The sequence below is a fragment of the Streptomyces sp. NPDC088350 genome (genome assembly GCF_044753545.1).
Lineage (GTDB): Bacteria > Actinomycetota > Actinomycetes > Streptomycetales > Streptomycetaceae > Streptomyces.
In genome coordinates this window covers 150624-167284 of sequence record NZ_JBIVNL010000007.1, presented here as the reverse complement: position 1 = coordinate 167284, position 16661 = coordinate 150624, and the positions used below count along the sequence as shown (strand labels likewise).

Annotated in this window: 12 protein-coding genes; 4 read left to right on the top strand and 8 right to left on the bottom strand. The window is 70.8% G+C overall.

The window, feature by feature from the left end:
- Nucleotides 1-6: 6 nt before the first annotated feature.
- The 8 genes from ftsW to rsmH all read right to left on the bottom strand — a co-directional run bounded on the left by ftsW (nt 7) and on the right by rsmH (nt 10591).
- Complete coding sequence (gene ftsW, locus ACIQBL_RS25350) at nt 7-1374, bottom strand: putative lipid II flippase FtsW (RefSeq protein ID WP_401945206.1); 1368 nt, start codon at nt 1372-1374, stop codon at nt 7-9.
- Nucleotides 1375-1395: 21 nt separating this feature from the next.
- Nucleotides 1396-2829, bottom strand: coding sequence for a UDP-N-acetylmuramoyl-L-alanine--D-glutamate ligase (gene murD / locus ACIQBL_RS25345; protein WP_401945205.1), 1434 nt, complete (start codon nt 2827-2829; stop codon nt 1396-1398).
- Entirely contained in the window at nt 2811-3884 is a 1074-nt protein-coding gene (gene mraY, locus ACIQBL_RS25340) for a phospho-N-acetylmuramoyl-pentapeptide-transferase (protein ID WP_401945204.1), read from the bottom strand. The genes murD and mraY overlap by 19 nt, the downstream gene beginning before the upstream one ends.
- Complete coding sequence (murF, locus tag ACIQBL_RS25335; RefSeq protein WP_401945203.1) at nt 3881-5296, bottom strand: UDP-N-acetylmuramoyl-tripeptide--D-alanyl-D-alanine ligase; 1416 nt, start codon at nt 5294-5296, stop codon at nt 3881-3883. Before murF ends, mraY begins: the two co-directional genes overlap by 4 nt.
- Before the next feature lie 4 nt (nt 5297-5300).
- Nucleotides 5301-6833, bottom strand: a complete 1533-nt coding sequence (locus tag ACIQBL_RS25330; protein WP_401945772.1) for a UDP-N-acetylmuramoyl-L-alanyl-D-glutamate--2,6-diaminopimelate ligase — start codon at nt 6831-6833, stop codon at nt 5301-5303.
- 173 nt (nt 6834-7006) lie between these two features.
- Nucleotides 7007-8989, bottom strand: coding sequence for a peptidoglycan D,D-transpeptidase FtsI family protein (locus tag ACIQBL_RS25325; RefSeq protein WP_401945202.1), 1983 nt, complete (start codon nt 8987-8989; stop codon nt 7007-7009).
- A gap of 5 nt (nt 8990-8994) precedes the next feature.
- Nucleotides 8995-9597 (bottom strand): septum formation initiator family protein, encoded by a 603-nt coding sequence (locus ACIQBL_RS25320; RefSeq protein WP_401945201.1) that lies wholly within the window; start codon nt 9595-9597, stop codon nt 8995-8997.
- Nucleotides 9598-9634: 37 nt separating this feature from the next.
- Nucleotides 9635-10591, bottom strand: coding sequence for a 16S rRNA (cytosine(1402)-N(4))-methyltransferase RsmH (gene rsmH / locus ACIQBL_RS25315; protein WP_401945200.1), 957 nt, complete (start codon nt 10589-10591; stop codon nt 9635-9637).
- A gap of 417 nt (nt 10592-11008) precedes the next feature.
- Here rsmH and ACIQBL_RS25310 point away from each other — a divergent pair, with 417 nt between their 5' ends.
- The 4 genes from ACIQBL_RS25310 (at nt 11009) to ACIQBL_RS25295 (ending at nt 16565) form a co-directional block, all read left to right on the top strand.
- Nucleotides 11009-11557, top strand: coding sequence for a beta-class carbonic anhydrase (locus ACIQBL_RS25310; RefSeq protein ID WP_401945199.1), 549 nt, complete (start codon nt 11009-11011; stop codon nt 11555-11557).
- A gap of 228 nt (nt 11558-11785) precedes the next feature.
- Nucleotides 11786-12823, top strand: a complete 1038-nt coding sequence (locus ACIQBL_RS25305; RefSeq protein ID WP_401945198.1) for an AAA family ATPase — start codon at nt 11786-11788, stop codon at nt 12821-12823.
- Nucleotides 12823-14187 (top strand): DUF58 domain-containing protein, encoded by a 1365-nt coding sequence (locus ACIQBL_RS25300; RefSeq protein ID WP_401945197.1) that lies wholly within the window; start codon nt 12823-12825, stop codon nt 14185-14187. The genes ACIQBL_RS25305 and ACIQBL_RS25300 overlap by 1 nt, the downstream gene beginning before the upstream one ends.
- Nucleotides 14184-16565: a transglutaminaseTgpA domain-containing protein gene (locus ACIQBL_RS25295; RefSeq protein WP_401945196.1), complete on the top strand. Its 2382-nt coding sequence runs from the start codon at nt 14184-14186 to the stop codon at nt 16563-16565. The genes ACIQBL_RS25300 and ACIQBL_RS25295 overlap by 4 nt, the downstream gene beginning before the upstream one ends.
- The last annotated feature ends 96 nt before the right edge of the window (nt 16566-16661 follow it).

The following is a 16661-nucleotide window of genomic DNA, read 5'->3' as shown; positions in this document are numbered from 1 at the left end:
CGAAATTCACCGCTCTCCGGACGAACGCGCCGCCGAGGCACGCCGTCGCATCGTGTTCCATCTCCGGGAACTCCGGCCGGAACCGGGTCCCCTGCCCCCACGCTTTCTACCAAAGCGGGGTTGCCGCATCGCAAGCGCCGCCCGCGCAGCGGGGTCGTCCCGCGCGAAGGCGATCAGCAACCCGATGGCGAACATGGCCGGCAGCAGGGCGGAACCCCCGTAGGAGAACAGCGGGAGCGGGACGCCGGCGATCGGCAGCAGGCCGAGCACCGCACCGATGTTGATCACCGCCTGAGCGGTGATCCAGGTGGTCACACCTCCCGCGGCATACCTCACGAAGGGGTCCTCCGTGCGTCCGGCCACGCGGATACCCGCATAGCCTAGGGCCGCGAAGAGGGCGAGGACCGACAGCGTGCCCGCAAGACCCAGTTCCTCACCGGTGACGGCGAAGATGAAGTCGGTGTGGGCTTCGGGGAGTTGACCCCATTTCTCCACACTCGCCCCGAGCCCGGAGCCGAAGATCCCGCCCGAGGCGAGCGCGTAGATACCGTGCACGGCCTGCCAGCAGTCGGCGACCCCGGTCTTGGGCTCGGTGGCGCCGATGCAGGCGAGCCGGGCCATGCGGTTGGGGCTGGTCTTGATGAGGATCACACCGATCACGCCCGCGATCGACAGCACTCCGGCGAAGAGCCGGGTCGGCGCACCGGCCAGCCAGAGCAGGCCGAACAGGATCGCGGTGAGGATGATCGCCGTACCCATGTCGCCGCCGAGCATGATCAGCCCGAGCAGCATGAACGCGACCGGTACCAGCGGCACCAGCATGTGCTTCCACTGGGACAGCATCGCCTTGTCCTGTTTGCGGGCGAGCAGGTCGGCGCCCCACAGGACGAGGGCGAGCTTGCCGAACTCGCTGGGCTGGATCTGGAAGGAGCCGCCGAGCGAGATCCAGTTGCGGTTGCCGTTGACCGTCATCCCTATCCCCGGCAGCTGCACCAACGCCATCATGAAGACGGCACCCGCGAGGATCGGATAGGCCAGCGCCCGGTGCAGCTTGACCGGCATCCGCGAGGCGGCCAGGGCCAGTACCGTGCCGATGGAGGCGGCGAGGAACTGTTTGCGGAAGAAATACGAGCCGGGCAGCGAGAGTTGGAGCGCGGTGATCTGGGAGGCCGAGTAGACCATCACCAGACCCAGCACGGTGATCAGCACGCTGCCGCCGGCGATCAGGTAGTAGGCGGTCAGCGGCCGGTCCCAGGCCCGGCGCGCGTTGGCGTACAGCCGTCGTACGGGGTTGTCGCGGACGGTCCTGGCGGCTGCGGGACGTCTGGGGGTCCGCTGCTGCACGGGCGGCCGGCCGGTACGGCTACTGGGCATCAGCGCCTCCGCTCACATCGGTCAGGCGCCGAGTTCGCGAACCGCCTGGGCGAACGCGTCACCGCGCTTGTTGTAGTTGGCGAACATGTCCATGGAGGCGCAGGCCGGGGCGAGCAGCACCGTGTCGCCGGCGGCGGCGAGCCGCTGTGCCTCCTGGACAGCCGCGAGCATCGCCCCAGTGTCGGTCCGGTCGAGGTCGACGACGGGTACTTCCGGCGCGTGTCGCGCCAGGGCTTCGGCGATCAGTGCCCGATCGGCACCGATGAGCACCGCGCCCCGAAGTCGCTTCGCCGACTTGGCGACGAGTTCGTCGAAGGTGGCGCCCTTGGCGAGTCCGCCCGCGATCCACACGATCGACTCGTAGGCAGCCAACGAGGCTTCCGCCGCATGGGTGTTGGTGGCCTTGGAGTCGTCGATGTACGCGACGCCGTCCACATCGGCGACGTGCGCGATGCGGTGCGCGTCGGGCGTGAAGGCCCGCAGCCCGTCCCGTACGGCCTTGGCGGGCACCCCGAAGGCGCGTGCCAGGGCCGCCGCGGCAAGGGCGTTGGCGATGTTGTGCGGGGCGGGCGGGTCGACGTCCGAGACCTCGGCGAGTTCCTGCGCGTTGCGCTGCCGGTCCTCGACGAAGGCGCGGTCGACCAGGATGCCGTCCACGACGCCGAGTTGGGACGGCCCGGGGCTGCCCAGCGTGAACCCGATCGCCCGGCACCCCTCCTCGACGTCGGCCTCGCGGACCAGGTCCTCGGTGGCCTTGTCGGCGACGTTGTAGACGCAGGCGACCCGATTGCCTTCGTAGATACGGCCCTTGTCGGCGGCGTACGCCTCCATGGAGCCGTGCCAGTCGAGGTGATCGGGCGCCAGGTTGAGAACGGCGGCGGAGTGGGCGCGCAGCGAGGGCGCCCAGTGGAGCTGATAGCTCGACAGTTCGACGGCGAGGACGTCGTACTGCTCGTCCCCGAGTACGGCGTCCAGGACCGAGACGCCGATGTTGCCGACCGCCGCCGTGCGCAGGCCGCCCGCCTTCAGGATGGAGGCGAGCATCTGGACGGTGGTGGTCTTGCCGTTGGTGCCGGTGACGGCCAGCCAGGGGGCCGCCTCGGGGCCGCGCAGGCGCCACGCCAGCTCCACGTCGCCCCAGATGTCGATCCCGGCCGCCCGGGCCGCCGTGAACAGCGGCTTGTCGGGCTTCCAGCCAGGGGTGGTGACGATCAGTTCGGTGCCGTCGGGCAGGGTCGCGCCGTCGCCGAGGCGCACGGTGATGCCGAGCGCCTCCAGGTCGGCCGCCTGGGCCCGGGAGCGCTCGTCGTCGCCGTCATTGACGACCGTGACGAGCGCGCCGAGGCCGTGCAGGACCTTGGCCGCCGGGATGCCGGAGACACCGAGCCCGGCGACGGTGACGTGCTTGCCCTCGAAGGAGAGCCCCTGACCGTCGGTCACTTTTCCGCTGCCCATCCCGCGTAGAAGAGGCCCAGGCCGACGATCACGCAGATGCCCTGGATGATCCAGAAACGGACCACCACGAGCACTTCGGACCAGCCCTTGAGTTCGAAGTGGTGCTGGAGCGGGGCCATGCGGAAGACCCGCTTGCCGGTCAGCTTGAAGGAGCCGACCTGGATGACCACCGACATGGTGATGAGGACGAAGAGGCCACCCATGATGGCGACGAGCAGCTCCGTGCGGGAGAGGATCGCCAGACCGGTCAGCACACCGCCGAGGGCCAGCGAACCGGTGTCCCCCATGAAGATCTTGGCCGGCGAGGTGTTCCACCACAGGAAGCCCAGGCAGGCACCCATGAGCGCGGAGGCGATGACCGCGAGGTCGAGCGGATCGCGCACCTCGTAGCAGGCGTTCGGGTTGGTCAGGGTGATCGCGTTGGCGCAGGACTCCTGGAACTGCCAGACACCGATGAAGGTGTAGGCGCCGAAGACCAGGACCGAGGCGCCGGTGGCGAGGCCGTCCAGACCGTCCGTCAGGTTCACGCCGTTCGACATCGCGAGGATCATGAACAGCGCCCAGATCACGAACAGGATCGGGCCGATCTTCCAGCCGAAGTCCGTGATGAACGACAGCTTCGTCGAGGCCGGGGTGTTGCCGCGGGCGTCCTGGAACTGCAGGGCGAGCACCGCGAAGCTGATGCCGACGATCAGCTGGCCGGCCATCTTCGCCTTGGCCCGCAGGCCCAGCGAACGCCGCTTGACGATCTTGATGTAGTCGTCGAGGAAGCCGACCAGGCCCATCCCGACCATCAGACCGAGCACCAGCAGACCCGAATAGGTCGGCGCGTAACCGGTGATGACCTTGGACAGGAAGTAGGCGGCGACCGTCGCGAAGATGAAGGCGATACCGCCCATTGTCGGCGTACCGCGCTTGCTGGCGTGCTCGCGCGGGCCGTCGTCGCGGATGTACTGGCCGTAGCCCTTGCGGGCCAGCAGCTTGATCAGCAGCGGGGTGCCCACCAGGGTCAGGAACAGGCCGATGACTCCTGAGAACAGGATCTGCTTCATCATCGGGCGGCAACCTCACCCTCGGTACCGGCCTCGACGAGCGCCTGCGCCACGCTTTCCAGACCGACCGACCGGGACGCCTTCACGAGAACGACGTCTCCCGGGCGCAACTCGCTGCGCAACAGGTCGACCGCCGCCTGTGCGTCGGACACGTGCACCGACTCCTCACCCCACGAACCCTCGTTATATGCGCCCAGTCGCAGCCAGGACGCTTCCCTGCCCCCGACCGCGACGAGCTTGCCGACATTGAGCCGGACAGCGAGCCGTCCGACCGCGTCGTGCTCGGCGAGCGCCTCGTCCCCGAGCTCGGCCATCTTGCCGAGCACCGCCCAGGTCCGCCGCCCCTTGCCCATGGCCGCGAGCGCGCGCAAGGCGGCTCGCATGGACTCGGGGTTCGCGTTGTAGGCGTCGTTGACGATGGTCACGCCGTCCGGTCGCTCGGTGACCTCCATCCGCCAGCGGGAGAGGGAGCCCGCCTCGGAGAGCGCGGTGGCGATCTCGTCTGCGGACATGCCCAGCTCATGGGCGACGGCGGCCGCGGCGAGCGCGTTCGACACGTGGTGCTCACCGTACAGGCGCATGGTCACGTCGCTTGCACCGGAGGGTGTGCGGAGCCTGAAGGCGGGCTGTCCGCTGTCCGTGAGTCGCACGTTCTCGGCCCGTACGTCCGCTTCGCCGGACTCTCCGAAAAGGATCACCTTCGCCTTCGTACGGGATGCCATGGCCCGTACGAGCGGATCGTCCGCGTTGAGGACCGCGACGCCACCGTCCTCAACTGAAGGGAGGGCTTCTACGAGTTCGCCCTTTGCCTGCGCGATCTGCTCCCGGCCGCCGAACTCGCCGATGTGGGCGGTGCCGACGTTCAGGACGAGGCCGATCTGCGGGGGCGTCAGGTCCGTGAGGTAGCGGATGTGGCCGATCCCGCGGGCGCCCATCTCCAGGACGAGGAACCTCGTCTCGTCGGTGGCGCTCAGCGCGGTCAGCGGCAGCCCGATCTCATTGTTCAACGATCCCGGTGTGAACACCGTGGGCGCCTTGCGCGCGAGCACCTGTGCGATGAGGTCCTTGGTGCTGGTCTTGCCCGCCGAGCCGGTGAGGGCGACGAGGGTCGCGCCGAGCCGTCGTACGACATGACGGGCGAGGGCGCCCAGGGCGCTCTGGACGTCGTCCACGACGATCGCGGGGACGCCGACCGGGCGGGACGCCAGGAGGGCCACCGCGCCCGCCTCGACGACCGCGTGCGCGAAGTCGTGGCCGTCGACGCGCTCGCCGACGAAGGCGACGAAGAGGCTGCCGGGTTCCACCTCCCGGGAGTCGCGGACCACCGGGCCGGTGACCTGGACGGACGGATCCGGTATGTCGTGCGTCTGCCCGCCGACGACTTCTGCGATCTCGGCGAGGGAGAGGGCGATCACAAGTTCATCCCTGGGTCTTCTGGATAGCTTCGCGAAGCACCTGGCGGTCGTCGAACGGACGGACCACTCCGGCGATGTCCTGGCCCTGCTCATGGCCCTTGCCCGCGACCAGCACGGTGTCGCCCGGCCGTGCGCGGGCGACGGCGGCGGCGATGGCGGCGGCCCGGTCCTCGAAGACCTGGACCTCACCGCGCTCGTGCGCCGGCACGGACGCGGCCCCCTGGAGCATGGTCGCGAGGATCGCGAGGGGGTCCTCGGAGCGGGGGTTGTCGGAGGTCAGTACGGCGGTGTCGGCGTGCCGGGCGACAGCGGCGCCCATCGGCTCGCGTTTCGTCTTGTCCCGGTCGCCGCCGCAGCCGAGCACGACGTGCAGCTTGCCCTCGGTGACCTTGCGCAGCGCGCGCAGGACCGATTCGACGGCGTCCGTCTTGTGGGCGTAGTCCACGACCGCGAGATACGGCTGCCCGGCGTCCACGCGCTCCAGGCGCCCCGGCACACCCGGCACCGCGGCGATGCCGTCGGCGGCGAGCTGCGGGTCGAGACCCGCGACGGCCAGGGCGGCGATCGCAGCGAGGGTGTTGGCCACGTTGAAGGAGCCGGCGAGCGGCGACCTGGCGGTGATCAGCTCGCCCTTGGGGCCGACCGCGGTGAACGCCGAGTCCATCGGGCCGACTTCGACGTCCTCGGCGCGCCAGTCGGCGTCCGGGTGGCCCTCGGCGGAGTAGGTGACCACGGGGACCGTGGCCTCGGCGGCGAGCCTGCGGCCGTACGCGTCGTCGAGGTTGACCACGCCCTGCCGGCTGCGCAGCGGCGTGAACAGCTGCGCCTTGGCCTGGAAGTAGTCCTCCATGCCCGTGTGGAACTCCATGTGTTCCGGGCTGAGGTTGGTGAAGACGGCGACGTCGAAGATGCAGGCGTCGACCCGGCCGAGGACCAGCGCGTGGCTGGAGACCTCCATGGCGACCGCGTCGACCCCGCGCTCCAGCATGACCGCGAACAGCGCCTGGAGATCGGTGGCTTCGGGGGTCGTGCGCTCCGACTTCATGCGATCGTCGCCGATACGCGTCTCGACCGTGCCGATCAGACCGGTGGAACGGACCGTCTTCAGGCCGCCCTCCACGAGATACGCCGTGGTCGTCTTGCCGGAGGTGCCGGTGATGCCGATCTGGAGCAGATCGCGGCCGGGGTGGCCGTAGATGGTCGCCGCCAGCTCGCCCATCTGCCCGCGTGGATCGGCTACGACCAGTACCGGCAGGCCGGTTGCCGCCGCACGGTCGGCGCCGGCCGGGTCCGTCAGTACGGCGACGGCGCCGAGGCCGGCCGCCTGGGTGACGAAGTCGGCGCCGTGCAGACGGGCGCCGGGCAGTGCTGCGTACAGGTCGCCGGGGCGGACGGCGCGCGAGTCGTGGGTGATGCCCGTGATCTCGGCGGTCGTCGGCGCTGTCGTCATGGTCACGGCGGCGCCCAGTTGGTCGGTGAGTTCCGCGAGGGGTGTGGCGGAGAGCTGCGCCGGCCTGGGCGGCCCCGGGTAGGTCACGGATGCGCCCTTCTGGGGGGTTTGGGACTGATCGGCGGGTGGCACGGCGGTGAGCGTACCGGGCGCACCGGCCCCGGAGCGAAGTGAGGGGCGGGGCCCGCTGTCCTGCTGGCCCTGGTTCCCGGACTGGGAGGTGATCATGGTCACGGATCGGTTCCTGGCTGTTGCGCTGATCAGGGCGTGAAGGTCACGGGCAGATTCGCGGCCTTCGCCCCGGTGGGCGGGACCTGGAGGGTCTTGAGGGCGAACTCCATCACCTGCTTGTAGATCGGTCCGCAGATCTGACCGCCGAAGTAGCTTCCGCTGGTGGCGTTCTGGATCGCGCAGTAGACGGTGATGCGGGGGTTGTCGGCGGGCGCGAACCCGGCGAACGACGAGGTGTAGCCCTTGTACTTGCCGGTGGCCGGATCCACCCGGTTGGCGGTGCCGGTCTTGCCCGCGACCCGGTACCCCGGAATGGCGGCCTTACCGCCCGTGCCCTGCTCGTCGTCCACCACGGACTCCAGCATCTGGGCGAGGGTCTTCGCCGTCTGCGCACTGATGACCCTGGTCTTCTTGGGCGTCGCCGCAGGTGTGAAGCGGCCGTCGGGTCCCTTCGTGCCGCGCACCAGGGTGGGTTCGACACGGACTCCGCCGTTGGCGACCGTCGAGTAGACGGAGGCAGCCTGGAGCGCGTTGAGGGACATGCCCTGGCCGAAGGGGATCGTGTACTGCTGCGAGGTCGACCACTTGGCGGCGGGCGCGAGGATGCCCTTGGTCTCGCCGGGGAAGCCGAGCCCGCTGTAGCTGCCGATGCCGAACTTGTGCAGATACGAGTACAGGACCTGGTTGGCCTCGGGCTGTGTCCTGCCCAGTTGGCCGGCCGCCTCGATGGTGCCGATGTTGCTGGACTTGGCGAGGACGCCGTTGAGCGTGAGGTTCCAGGTCGCGTGGTCCACGTCGTCCTGGAAGAGCCGGTCACCGCGGTGCAGCCGGTTCGGCACGACGACATGCGTCAGCGGGGTGGCCACGTTCTCCTGGAGTACGGCGGCCATCGTCATGACCTTGGCGGTGGAACCGGGCTCGTAGGCGTCCTGGACCGCCGCGTTGCCGAGCGACGCCGCGTTGGCCTGGGCGAGGTCGTTGGGGTCGAAGCCGGGCGCGTTGGCCATGGCGAGGATCTCGCCGGTGCGGGTGTCCTGCACTATCACGTAGCCGCGGTCCGCCTTGGACTTCTTCACCTGCTCGGTGATGGCGTTCTGCGCCGCCCACTGGATGTCGCGGTCGATCGTCAGCTCGACGTCGGAACCGGGCACCGCGGGCGTCTCGGTGGACCCGGCGGTGGGCACCTGGACACCGCCGGACTGCGCGTAGCGGACCTTGCCGTCCTTACCGGTCAGGTCCTTGTTCAGCTGCTGCTCGACCCCGCCGCCGCCCTTGCCGTCGGCGTTGACCCAGCCCAGTATCCCGGCGGCGAGATCGCCGTTCGGGTACACGCGCTTGGTGGTGGGGACGGCGAGGACACCGGCCAGGACGTTGACCGTGGTCGAGTCGGCCGAGGCCTTGGTGTTGAGCGCGCTCTTCAGGTCCTTGATCTGCTTCCAGACCTGCGGGGTCTGCCGGTTGGCGAGGACGACGTAGCGCAGGTTCCTGTTCGCGGGCCTGAGCTTCTTGACCAGCCCGGCCTGGTCCACGCCGAGGATCGGCGCGAGGAGGGCCGCCGCCTGCTCGGGCCCGTCGTCGATCTTCAGCTGCTTGCGGGTGAACAGCGTCGGGTCGGCGGTGATCGTGTACGCGTCCACGCTGGTCGCGAGGGCCACCCCGGAACGGTCGGTGATCTCGCCGCGCTCGGCGGCCAGGACGTAGTCGACGTACCGGTTCTGCGCGGCCTTGGCGGCGTACGCGCTCGCGTCGACGGCCTGCACCTGGAGCAGTCGTACGACGAACGCGATCAGGACGAGGGTCAGCGCCAGGCTGATCATGCGCAGCCGGGGGCGGGGGCTGCCGAGCCGGAGGGAGCTCGGGCCCGGCCGGCCGGCCGGCGGAAGAGGTGATGCCGGGCGGCGGGCGGGGCGGGCGCCGGGCGCGGTGCGGCGCCGGGCGGCGTCACCTCCCGCTGGACGTTCGGCCCTGGCCGGTCCGGGCACTCGGCGGCGCGGCGGTTCCCTGTCGGACACTTCCGTCACCTGCCGGGGGTTGTCGGGGTGGAGTGCTGAGCGGTCTTCACTGGCCGGGTCGGCGTGGCGGCGGCCGGGGTGGTGGCCGATACCGCCGCGCCGGCCGCGGGCGTCGGGTTCGGGGTCGAGCGCGAGGCCGGATTCGGACTCTGACCCGGGCTCTGGCTCGGCCTGCTGACCAGCGCCTCCGGGGCGAGGACCAGCGGTGTGTTCACCGAGGTCTTCTCGGCGGTGGCCTGCTCGGGGACGCCCTTGACGGTGCCGTTGGGGTCGAGGAAGGCGGGGTCTCCGCCGGGGACCATGCCCAGTTCGTGGGCACGGCGCTGGAGGGCGTCGGGGGCGGAGTAGGCGTCGACGTCCCGCTGGAGGGCCTGTTCCTCGTCGGTGAGGCTCTTCGTCTGCTTCTGGAGGTCGTCCAGCTTGAACTGCCCTTCGCTGAGCGCGGAGTTCAGCACGAGCAGTCCGATCAGGCCGCCGCCGAGGAGAAGCACGACAAGGAGGACGAACGGGGTCCGGGCCGCTTGGATCCCGCCTGTCTGCGCGGGGCCGGTCGGGAAGAGCCGCGCGAGTCGGGCGGCCCTGCCCCTCAGTTCGGGTTTCCTGCTCACTCACGCACCCCACGCCCCGCACCGACTTGGTACGTACTCACCCGATGTCCTCCCTGATGCGCTCGGCCCCCCGCAACCGCGCGGGTGCCGCCCGCCGGTTCTCGGCGACCTCTTCCTCGGTGGGAAGTTCGGCACCACGCGTCAGGAGCTTGAGCCGGGGCTGGTACTGCTCGGGCACCACCGGCAGCCCAGGAGGCGCGGTGTTGGCGGCGCCGGCCGCGAACACCTGCTTGACCAGGCGGTCTTCGAGCGAGTGGTACGACAGGACGGCGATCCGGCCGCCCACGGCAAGGGTCTTCACCGCGGCGGGGATCGCGCTCTCCAGGACGGACAGTTCGCCGTTGACCTCGATCCGCAGCGCCTGGAAGGTGCGCTTGGCCGGGTTGCCGCCGGTGCGCTTGGCGGCCTGGGGCAGCGAGTCGCGGATCAGCTCGACGAGCCGCGCGCTGTTGCTGAACGGCTCCTTGTCACGTTCGCGTACGACCGCGGAGACGATCCGCTTGGCCTGCTTCTCCTCGCCGTAGGCCCGCAGGATGCGGACGAGTTCACCGGGCGCGTAGGTGTTGAGGACCTCGGCGGCGCTGATGCCGGTCGTCTGGTCCATGCGCATGTCGAGGGGGGCGTCCTGGGCGTAGGCGAAGCCGCGGTCGGCCTCGTCGAGTTGCATCGAGGAGACGCCGAGGTCGAAGAGGACGCCCTCCACGCGCGCGAGGCCGAGCCGGTCGAGTACCTCGGGCAACTCGTCGTAGACGGCGTGCACGAGGGTGGCGCGGCCACCGAAGGGGGCGAGGCGCTCGCCGGAGAGGCGCAGGGCCTCCTTGTCGCGGTCGAGGGCGACCAGGCGGGCCTCGGGGAACCGGGTGAGCAGTGCCTCGCTGTGGCCGCCGAGGCCGAGGGTGCAGTCGACGACCACCGCTCCCGGCCGCTCCAGGGCGGGTGCCAACAGGTCCAGGCACCGCTGGAGCATCACCGGGACATGTCGACTGTTGCTCAAGGGGCCCTCTCAGGTCCGGCGCGGGCCGTACGCACCGCCGGGTCCCCGCCCGCTCATGAAGGGGAGGCCTGCCGGCGCCGGAAGCGTCAGCCGACCGGGAGCGGGAGGAGGCCGAGCCGTACGTACGCGCCGCGCACGTGGGGAGAATCCGGAAAGTCGCCGGGGTCTCCGGGAAAAGTCCAGCAGGGAGAGCCTCGCCTCCCGCTTCGCGCAACTTTAGTCCACGCTGTCTCTCGGTCAATCAACCGGCCTGCGCGTCGCGGGCCCGGGTGCGTGCGAAGCGCCAAAACGGGAAGAATCACCCACACGGGTGCACCCCTGCCACCCGTGTGGGTTACCTCACAAGAGGACGCAATGACTCTCTTTTTCCCATCTCACGCCGAGACCGCACCGCCGGTGACCAGTACCGTCATGGATATGACGACCTCCGCATCCGTACCCACAGAGTCCGAAGGCGCCATAGCCGACGGCGGGACCGTGACGGACCGCCTTGTCGAGGCCAACGCCCGATATGCCGCCGCCTTCACCGATCCCGGGATGGACGCCCGTCCCGTCCTCCAGGTGGCCGTGGTGGCCTGCATGGACGCCCGTCTCGACCTGCACTCCGCGCTGGGCCTGGAGCTCGGCGACTGCCACACCATCCGCAACGCGGGCGGTGTGGTCACCGACGACGCCATCCGTTCCCTCACCATCAGCCAGCGGGCGCTCGGCACCCGCAGCGTCGTGCTCATCCATCACACCGGCTGCGGTCTGGAGTCCCTCACCGAGGAGTTCCGGCACGACCTGGAGATGGAGGTCGGCCAGCGCCCCGCCTGGGCGGTGGAGGCCTTCCGTGACGTGGAGCAGGACGTACGGCAGTCCATGCAGCGTGTGCGCACCTCGCCGTTCCTGCTGCACACTGATGATGTGCGCGGCTTCGTCTTCGACGTGAAGTCGGGTCTGCTGCGCGAGATCGACCCCGCCTGACGCACCCGCCCGCCCCGAAAAAATCGCGCCTCGGACCGCCCAAAAGGTCGTAAGACCCGACAAAGCGAAGGCAGTTGTCCACAGGCGAGTGACACGAACCGGTAACGGCAACAAGAATGCGGGTGTGGCGTCACGCGGAACTTTTCCCGCGTGCCGTCCGTGTTTCGGGGTGGGCCGGTCCGCAGTGCGTGCGCCGGCCCATGGAAAGAACGGGCCGAGGAGGGCCGGGTGACGACCTATGACGATCGAGCGAGCCTTACAGATCTGACCGCCACTGTGGAGCGAGTCCGCAGTTCGGTGGAAGGAGTGATCGAGGGCAAGCCCGAGGTCGTACGGCTTTCGCTGACCGTGCTGCTCGCCGAGGGACATCTTCTGATCGAGGACGTTCCGGGTGTGGGCAAGACAATGCTGGCCAAGGCGCTGGCGCGGTCGATCGACTGTTCGGTGCGGCGAATCCAGTTCACGCCCGACCTGCTGCCCTCGGACATCACCGGTGTGTCCATCTGGGACCAGCAGCAGCGTGACTTCGAGTTCAAACCGGGCGCCATCTTCGCGCAGATCGTGATCGGCGACGAGATCAACCGCGCCTCGCCGAAGACCCAGTCCGCACTCCTGGAGTCCATGGAGGAGCGGCAGGTCACCATCGACGGCCAGACCTACGAACTGCCCAGCCCCTTCATGGTGGTCGCCACGCAGAACCCGGTCGAGATGGAGGGCACCTACCCGCTGCCCGAGGCCCAGCGCGACCGTTTCATGGCCCGGGTCTCCATCGGCTATCCCAGCGCGGAGGCCGAGCTCCAGATGCTGGACATCCACGGCGGGGCGAGCCCCCTGGACGACCTGCAGCCCGTGGCCCACGCGCACGACATCGTGAAGCTGGTCGAGGCGGTCCGCGGTGTCCATGTCGCCGACCCGGTGCGCAGGTACGCGGTGGAGCTGGTCTCGGCCACCCGCAACCACCCCGACCTCAGACTCGGCGCCTCCCCGCGCGCGACCCTGCACCTGCTGCGCGCGGCGAAGGCCTCCGCCGCCCTGAGCGGCCGCGAGTACGCGCTGCCGGACGACATCCAGGCGCTCGCGGTCGCCGTCCTGGCCCACCGCCTGCTGCCCACCGCCCAGGCCCAGTTGAACCGTCGTACGGCGGAGCAGGTCGTCCAGGAGATCCTCCAGAGCACCCCCGTGCCCGCGGCGCCCCCGCAGCAGAGCAGCTTCGGCATGGGCCGCGGCACACCGTCCTACGGCGAACAGCCGCCCCGGAGGCTGTGATGGCCTTCGGGGGGCCGGGGGGCCCGGAACCCGAGCGGGACGAGAAGGGCGGGGTGCGTACGGCCCTGGCCGGACTGACCACCCGCGGGCGTTCCTTCCTGGCCGCCGGTATCGCCGCCGCCGTCTGCGCGTACGTCCTGGGGCAGGGCGATCTGCTCCGGGTCGGGCTGTTGCTGGCCGTGCTCCCCCTGGTCTGCGCGACCGTGCTCTACCGCACCCGGTACCGGGTCGCCGGCAGCCGCCGGCTCACCCCCGCGCGCGTGCCCGCCGGCAGCGAGGCCCGCGTCCATCTCCGGATGGACAACGTCTCGCGGCTGCCCACGGGCCTGCTGATGCTCCAGGACCGGGTGCCGTACGTGCTCGGCCCGCGTCCCCGGTTCGTCCTGGACCGGGTCGAGGCGGGCGGCCGGCGCGAGGTGTCCTACCGGGTCCGCTCCGACCTGCGTGGCCGCTACCCCCTGGGCCCGCTGCAACTGCGCCTGACGGACCCCTTCGGGATGTGCGAACTGACCCGCTCCTTCTCGACCTTCGACACCCTCACCGTCATCCCGCGCGTGGAGGCCCTCCCCCCGGTCCGCCTCAGCGGCGAGGCCAAGGGCTACGGCGACGGCCGCAACCGCTCGCTGGCCCTCGCGGGCGAGGACGACGTGATCCCCCGCGGCTACCGCTACGGCGACGACCTGCGCCGCGTGCACTGGCGCTCCACCGCGCGCTACGGCGAGTTGATGGTGCGCCGCGAGGAGCAGCCCCAGCGCGCCCGCTGCACGGTGTTGCTGGACACCCGGGGCATCGCCTTCGCGGGCCAGGGCCCGGACTCGGCCTTCGAGTGGGCCGTCTCCGGCGCCGCCTCCGTCCTGGTGCACATGCTGGAACGGGGCTTCTCCGTACGACTGTTGAGCGACACCGGCAACTCGGTGCCGGGCCAGGACGCCGACGGGTTCGCGGGCGCGAGCCAGGAGTCGGCGGACGCGGCCGGGCTGATGATGGACACCCTCGCGGTGATCGACCACTCGGACGGCTCGGGCCTGTCCCGGGCCTACGACGTCCTGCGCGGCGGAAACGAGGGACTGCTGGTGGCCTTCTTCGGCGACCTCGACGAGGAACAGGCGGCGGTCGTCGCCCGGATGCGCCAGCGCAGCGGGGGCGCCCTCGCCTTCGTGCTGGACAGCGACGGCTGGGTGCGTGAGTCGACCGACGTGTCCGGTCCCGGCCACCAGCCGGACGAGCGGCTGCGGATGCTGCGCGACGCGGGCTGGACCGCCGTGGGCGTACCGCGCGGCGCGTCCCTGACCGACCTGTGGCAGCAGGCCGACCGTGAGCGGAACGGCATCACCGCGTCCGGTCTCGGGGAGGGCTGGGCATGAGCGGGCGGGCACGACTGGCGCTGTGGGCCTGGGCCGCCACCCTGATGGCGTCCTGCGCCCTGATCCCCCTGGTCACCCCGGCGATCTGGATCTTCCAGGCCGCCTTCCTGCTGGCGGTCCAGACCGGGGTGGGCGCGGCCACCCGGCGGGTCCCGCTGGCCCGGCCGCTGACCGTCGCCGCGCAGGCCCTGGTCACGCTGCTGATGCTGACCCTGGTCTTCGCCCGCGAGCAGGCCCTGGCCGGGATCGTCCCGGGCCCCCGGGCCTTCCAGCACTTCGCCGACCTGCTGCAACAGGGCTCCGACGACGTCTCCCGGTACGCGATCCCGGCACCGCTGCACGACGGCATCCGGCTGATGATCATCGGCGGTGTCCTGGTCATCGGCCTCGCGGTGGACACGCTCGCGGTCACCTTCCGCAGCGCGGCCCCGGCCGGGCTGCCGCTGCTCGCGCTGTACTCGGTGGCCGCCGGGCTCTCCGACAGCAGCGCCGACTGGCTGTGGTTCCTGCTCGCGGCGGCGGGCTATCTGATGCTGCTCCTGTCCGAGGGCCGCGACCGGCTCGCCCAGTGGGGGCGGGTCTTCGGCGGGGCGCCACGCACCACCCCGGGTTCGGATTCCTCGGGACCGCTCGCCCCGGTCCGCACCGGGCGGCGGATCGGCGCGGTCGCCATGGCCGTAGCCCTGCTCCCGCTGCCCACGATCTCGGGCGGCCTGCTGGACGCGGCCGGGACCGGCGTGGGCTCGGGCACCGGGGGCGGCGGCACGATCTCCGCGGTCAACCCACTGGTCTCGCTGCGCGACAGCCTGAACGTCGACGAGAACCGCCAGGTCCTGTCCCTGCGCACCAGCACGAACGACATCTCGGACATGTATCTGCGGATCGTGTCCCTGGACGACTTCGACGGCACCACCTGGAAGCCGTCCCAGCGGCACATCGAGGGCGTGCCGAGCACGTTCCCCACCCCGACCGGCCTCGGCGCCGACATCAAGCGCTCGGAGATCAGGACCCGGATCTCGGCCGCCGACTGGTACGCCCAGGACTGGCTGCCGATGCCCTACCCGCCCAGCGGCGTGAGCATCGACGGCAGTTGGCGCTACGAGCCCGTGGGCATGACCGTCGTGGGCGATCACGGGCAGAACACGCGCGGGGTGAGCTACGAGGTCAAGAGCCTGGACGTACAGCCGACCGCGGACCAGTTGGCCACGGCACCGGAGCCGTCGTCGGCCCTGAGGAACCAGTACACCAAGGTGCCGAAGTCGCTGCCGGCGGTGGTGGCCGAAACCGCCCGCACGGTCACCGCGGGCTCGCTCAATCACTACGAGCAGGCGGTCAAGCTCCAGGACTACTTCGCGGTGACCGGCGGCTTCCAGTACGACACCCAGGTGGACGTCGGCACCGGCCGCAACGCGATCGCCAAGTTCCTGAAGGAGAAGCAGGGTTTCTGCGTCCACTTCTCCTTCGCGATGGCGGCGATGGCCCGCACCCTGGGCATTCCGGCCCGGGTCGCGGTGGGCTTCGCGCCCGGCACCCCGGAGGCGAACGGCACGGTGTCGGTGGGCCTGAAGGACGCGCACGCCTGGCCCGAGCTGTACTTCGAGGGCATCGGCTGGACCCGCTTCGAGCCGACCCCCAACCGCGGCTCGGTCCCGTCGTACACCCAGTCGACGATTCCCGGCAGCGACATCCCGGACCCGGCCCGTCCCTCGACCTCGACGAGCACGGCGCCCTCCGTGGCCCCCTCGGCGAGCCAGAGCTGCTCGGCCCAGCTGCGGAAGCTGGACGAATGCTCCAGCGAGGCCCCGGCGCTCGCGGCGGGCGGCGACGGCCCGACCTTCTGGCGGATTCTGGAGCTGGCGGCGCTGTCGCTGGGCGGACTCCTGCTGCTGGCACTCCCGTTCTCGCCGATGCTGTGGCGGACCCGGATGCGGTCCGTACGGCTGGGAGCACACGGCCGTACGGAGGCGGAGGCAGCGGTCCACACGCTGGCGGTCTGGGAGGAACTGACCGATACGGCCTGGGACTTCGGGATCGCGCCGGACGGGTCGCTGACCCCGCGCAAGGCGAGCGCCCGGATCGTGCGGCTCGGGCACCTCGACCCGGACGCCGCCGCTGCGGTGCGCCGGGTGGCGGACGCCGTGGAGCAGGTCCTGTACGCGCCCCGGCCGCAGCTGACGGCAGGGCTCGCGACGGACGTCCGCCGGGTGATCGCCGGGTTCCAGGACACGGCCGACCGCGGCGCGCGGCTGCGGGCACTGGTCGCCCCGCGCTCGACCGTCCGGGTGGTGTGGGCGCTGTCGGCCTGGTGGGCGTCCGTGCCGACGCGGGTGGCGGCGCTGTGGCCGACCCCGCGCAAGCCGTCCGGCCAGCAGGGCTGAGGGGCGCGGCGGGAAAGCAGCGGGGCATACGGGAGGGGGTGACCACCGGTTCGGTGGTCACCCCCTCGCGCGTGTCCTGAGGAGCGCCTCGCGTCC

What these genes read in the sequence shown, in the direction of transcription:
- ACIQBL_RS25310 (WP_401945199.1), top strand. Translation starts at nt 11,009, where the DNA reads ATGACGACCTCCGCATCCGTACCCACAGAGTCCGAAGGCGCCATAGCC.
- murD (WP_401945205.1), bottom strand. Translation starts at nt 2,829, where the DNA reads ATGGGCAGCGGAAAAGTGACCGACGGTCAGGGGCTCTCCTTCGAGGGC.
- ACIQBL_RS25295 (WP_401945196.1), top strand. Translation starts at nt 14,184, where the DNA reads ATGAGCGGGCGGGCACGACTGGCGCTGTGGGCCTGGGCCGCCACCCTG.
- ACIQBL_RS25300 (WP_401945197.1), top strand. Translation starts at nt 12,823, where the DNA reads ATGGCCTTCGGGGGGCCGGGGGGCCCGGAACCCGAGCGGGACGAGAAG.
- mraY (WP_401945204.1), bottom strand. Translation starts at nt 3,884, where the DNA reads ATGATGAAGCAGATCCTGTTCTCAGGAGTCATCGGCCTGTTCCTGACC.
- ftsW (WP_401945206.1), bottom strand. Translation starts at nt 1,374, where the DNA reads ATGCCCAGTAGCCGTACCGGCCGGCCGCCCGTGCAGCAGCGGACCCCC.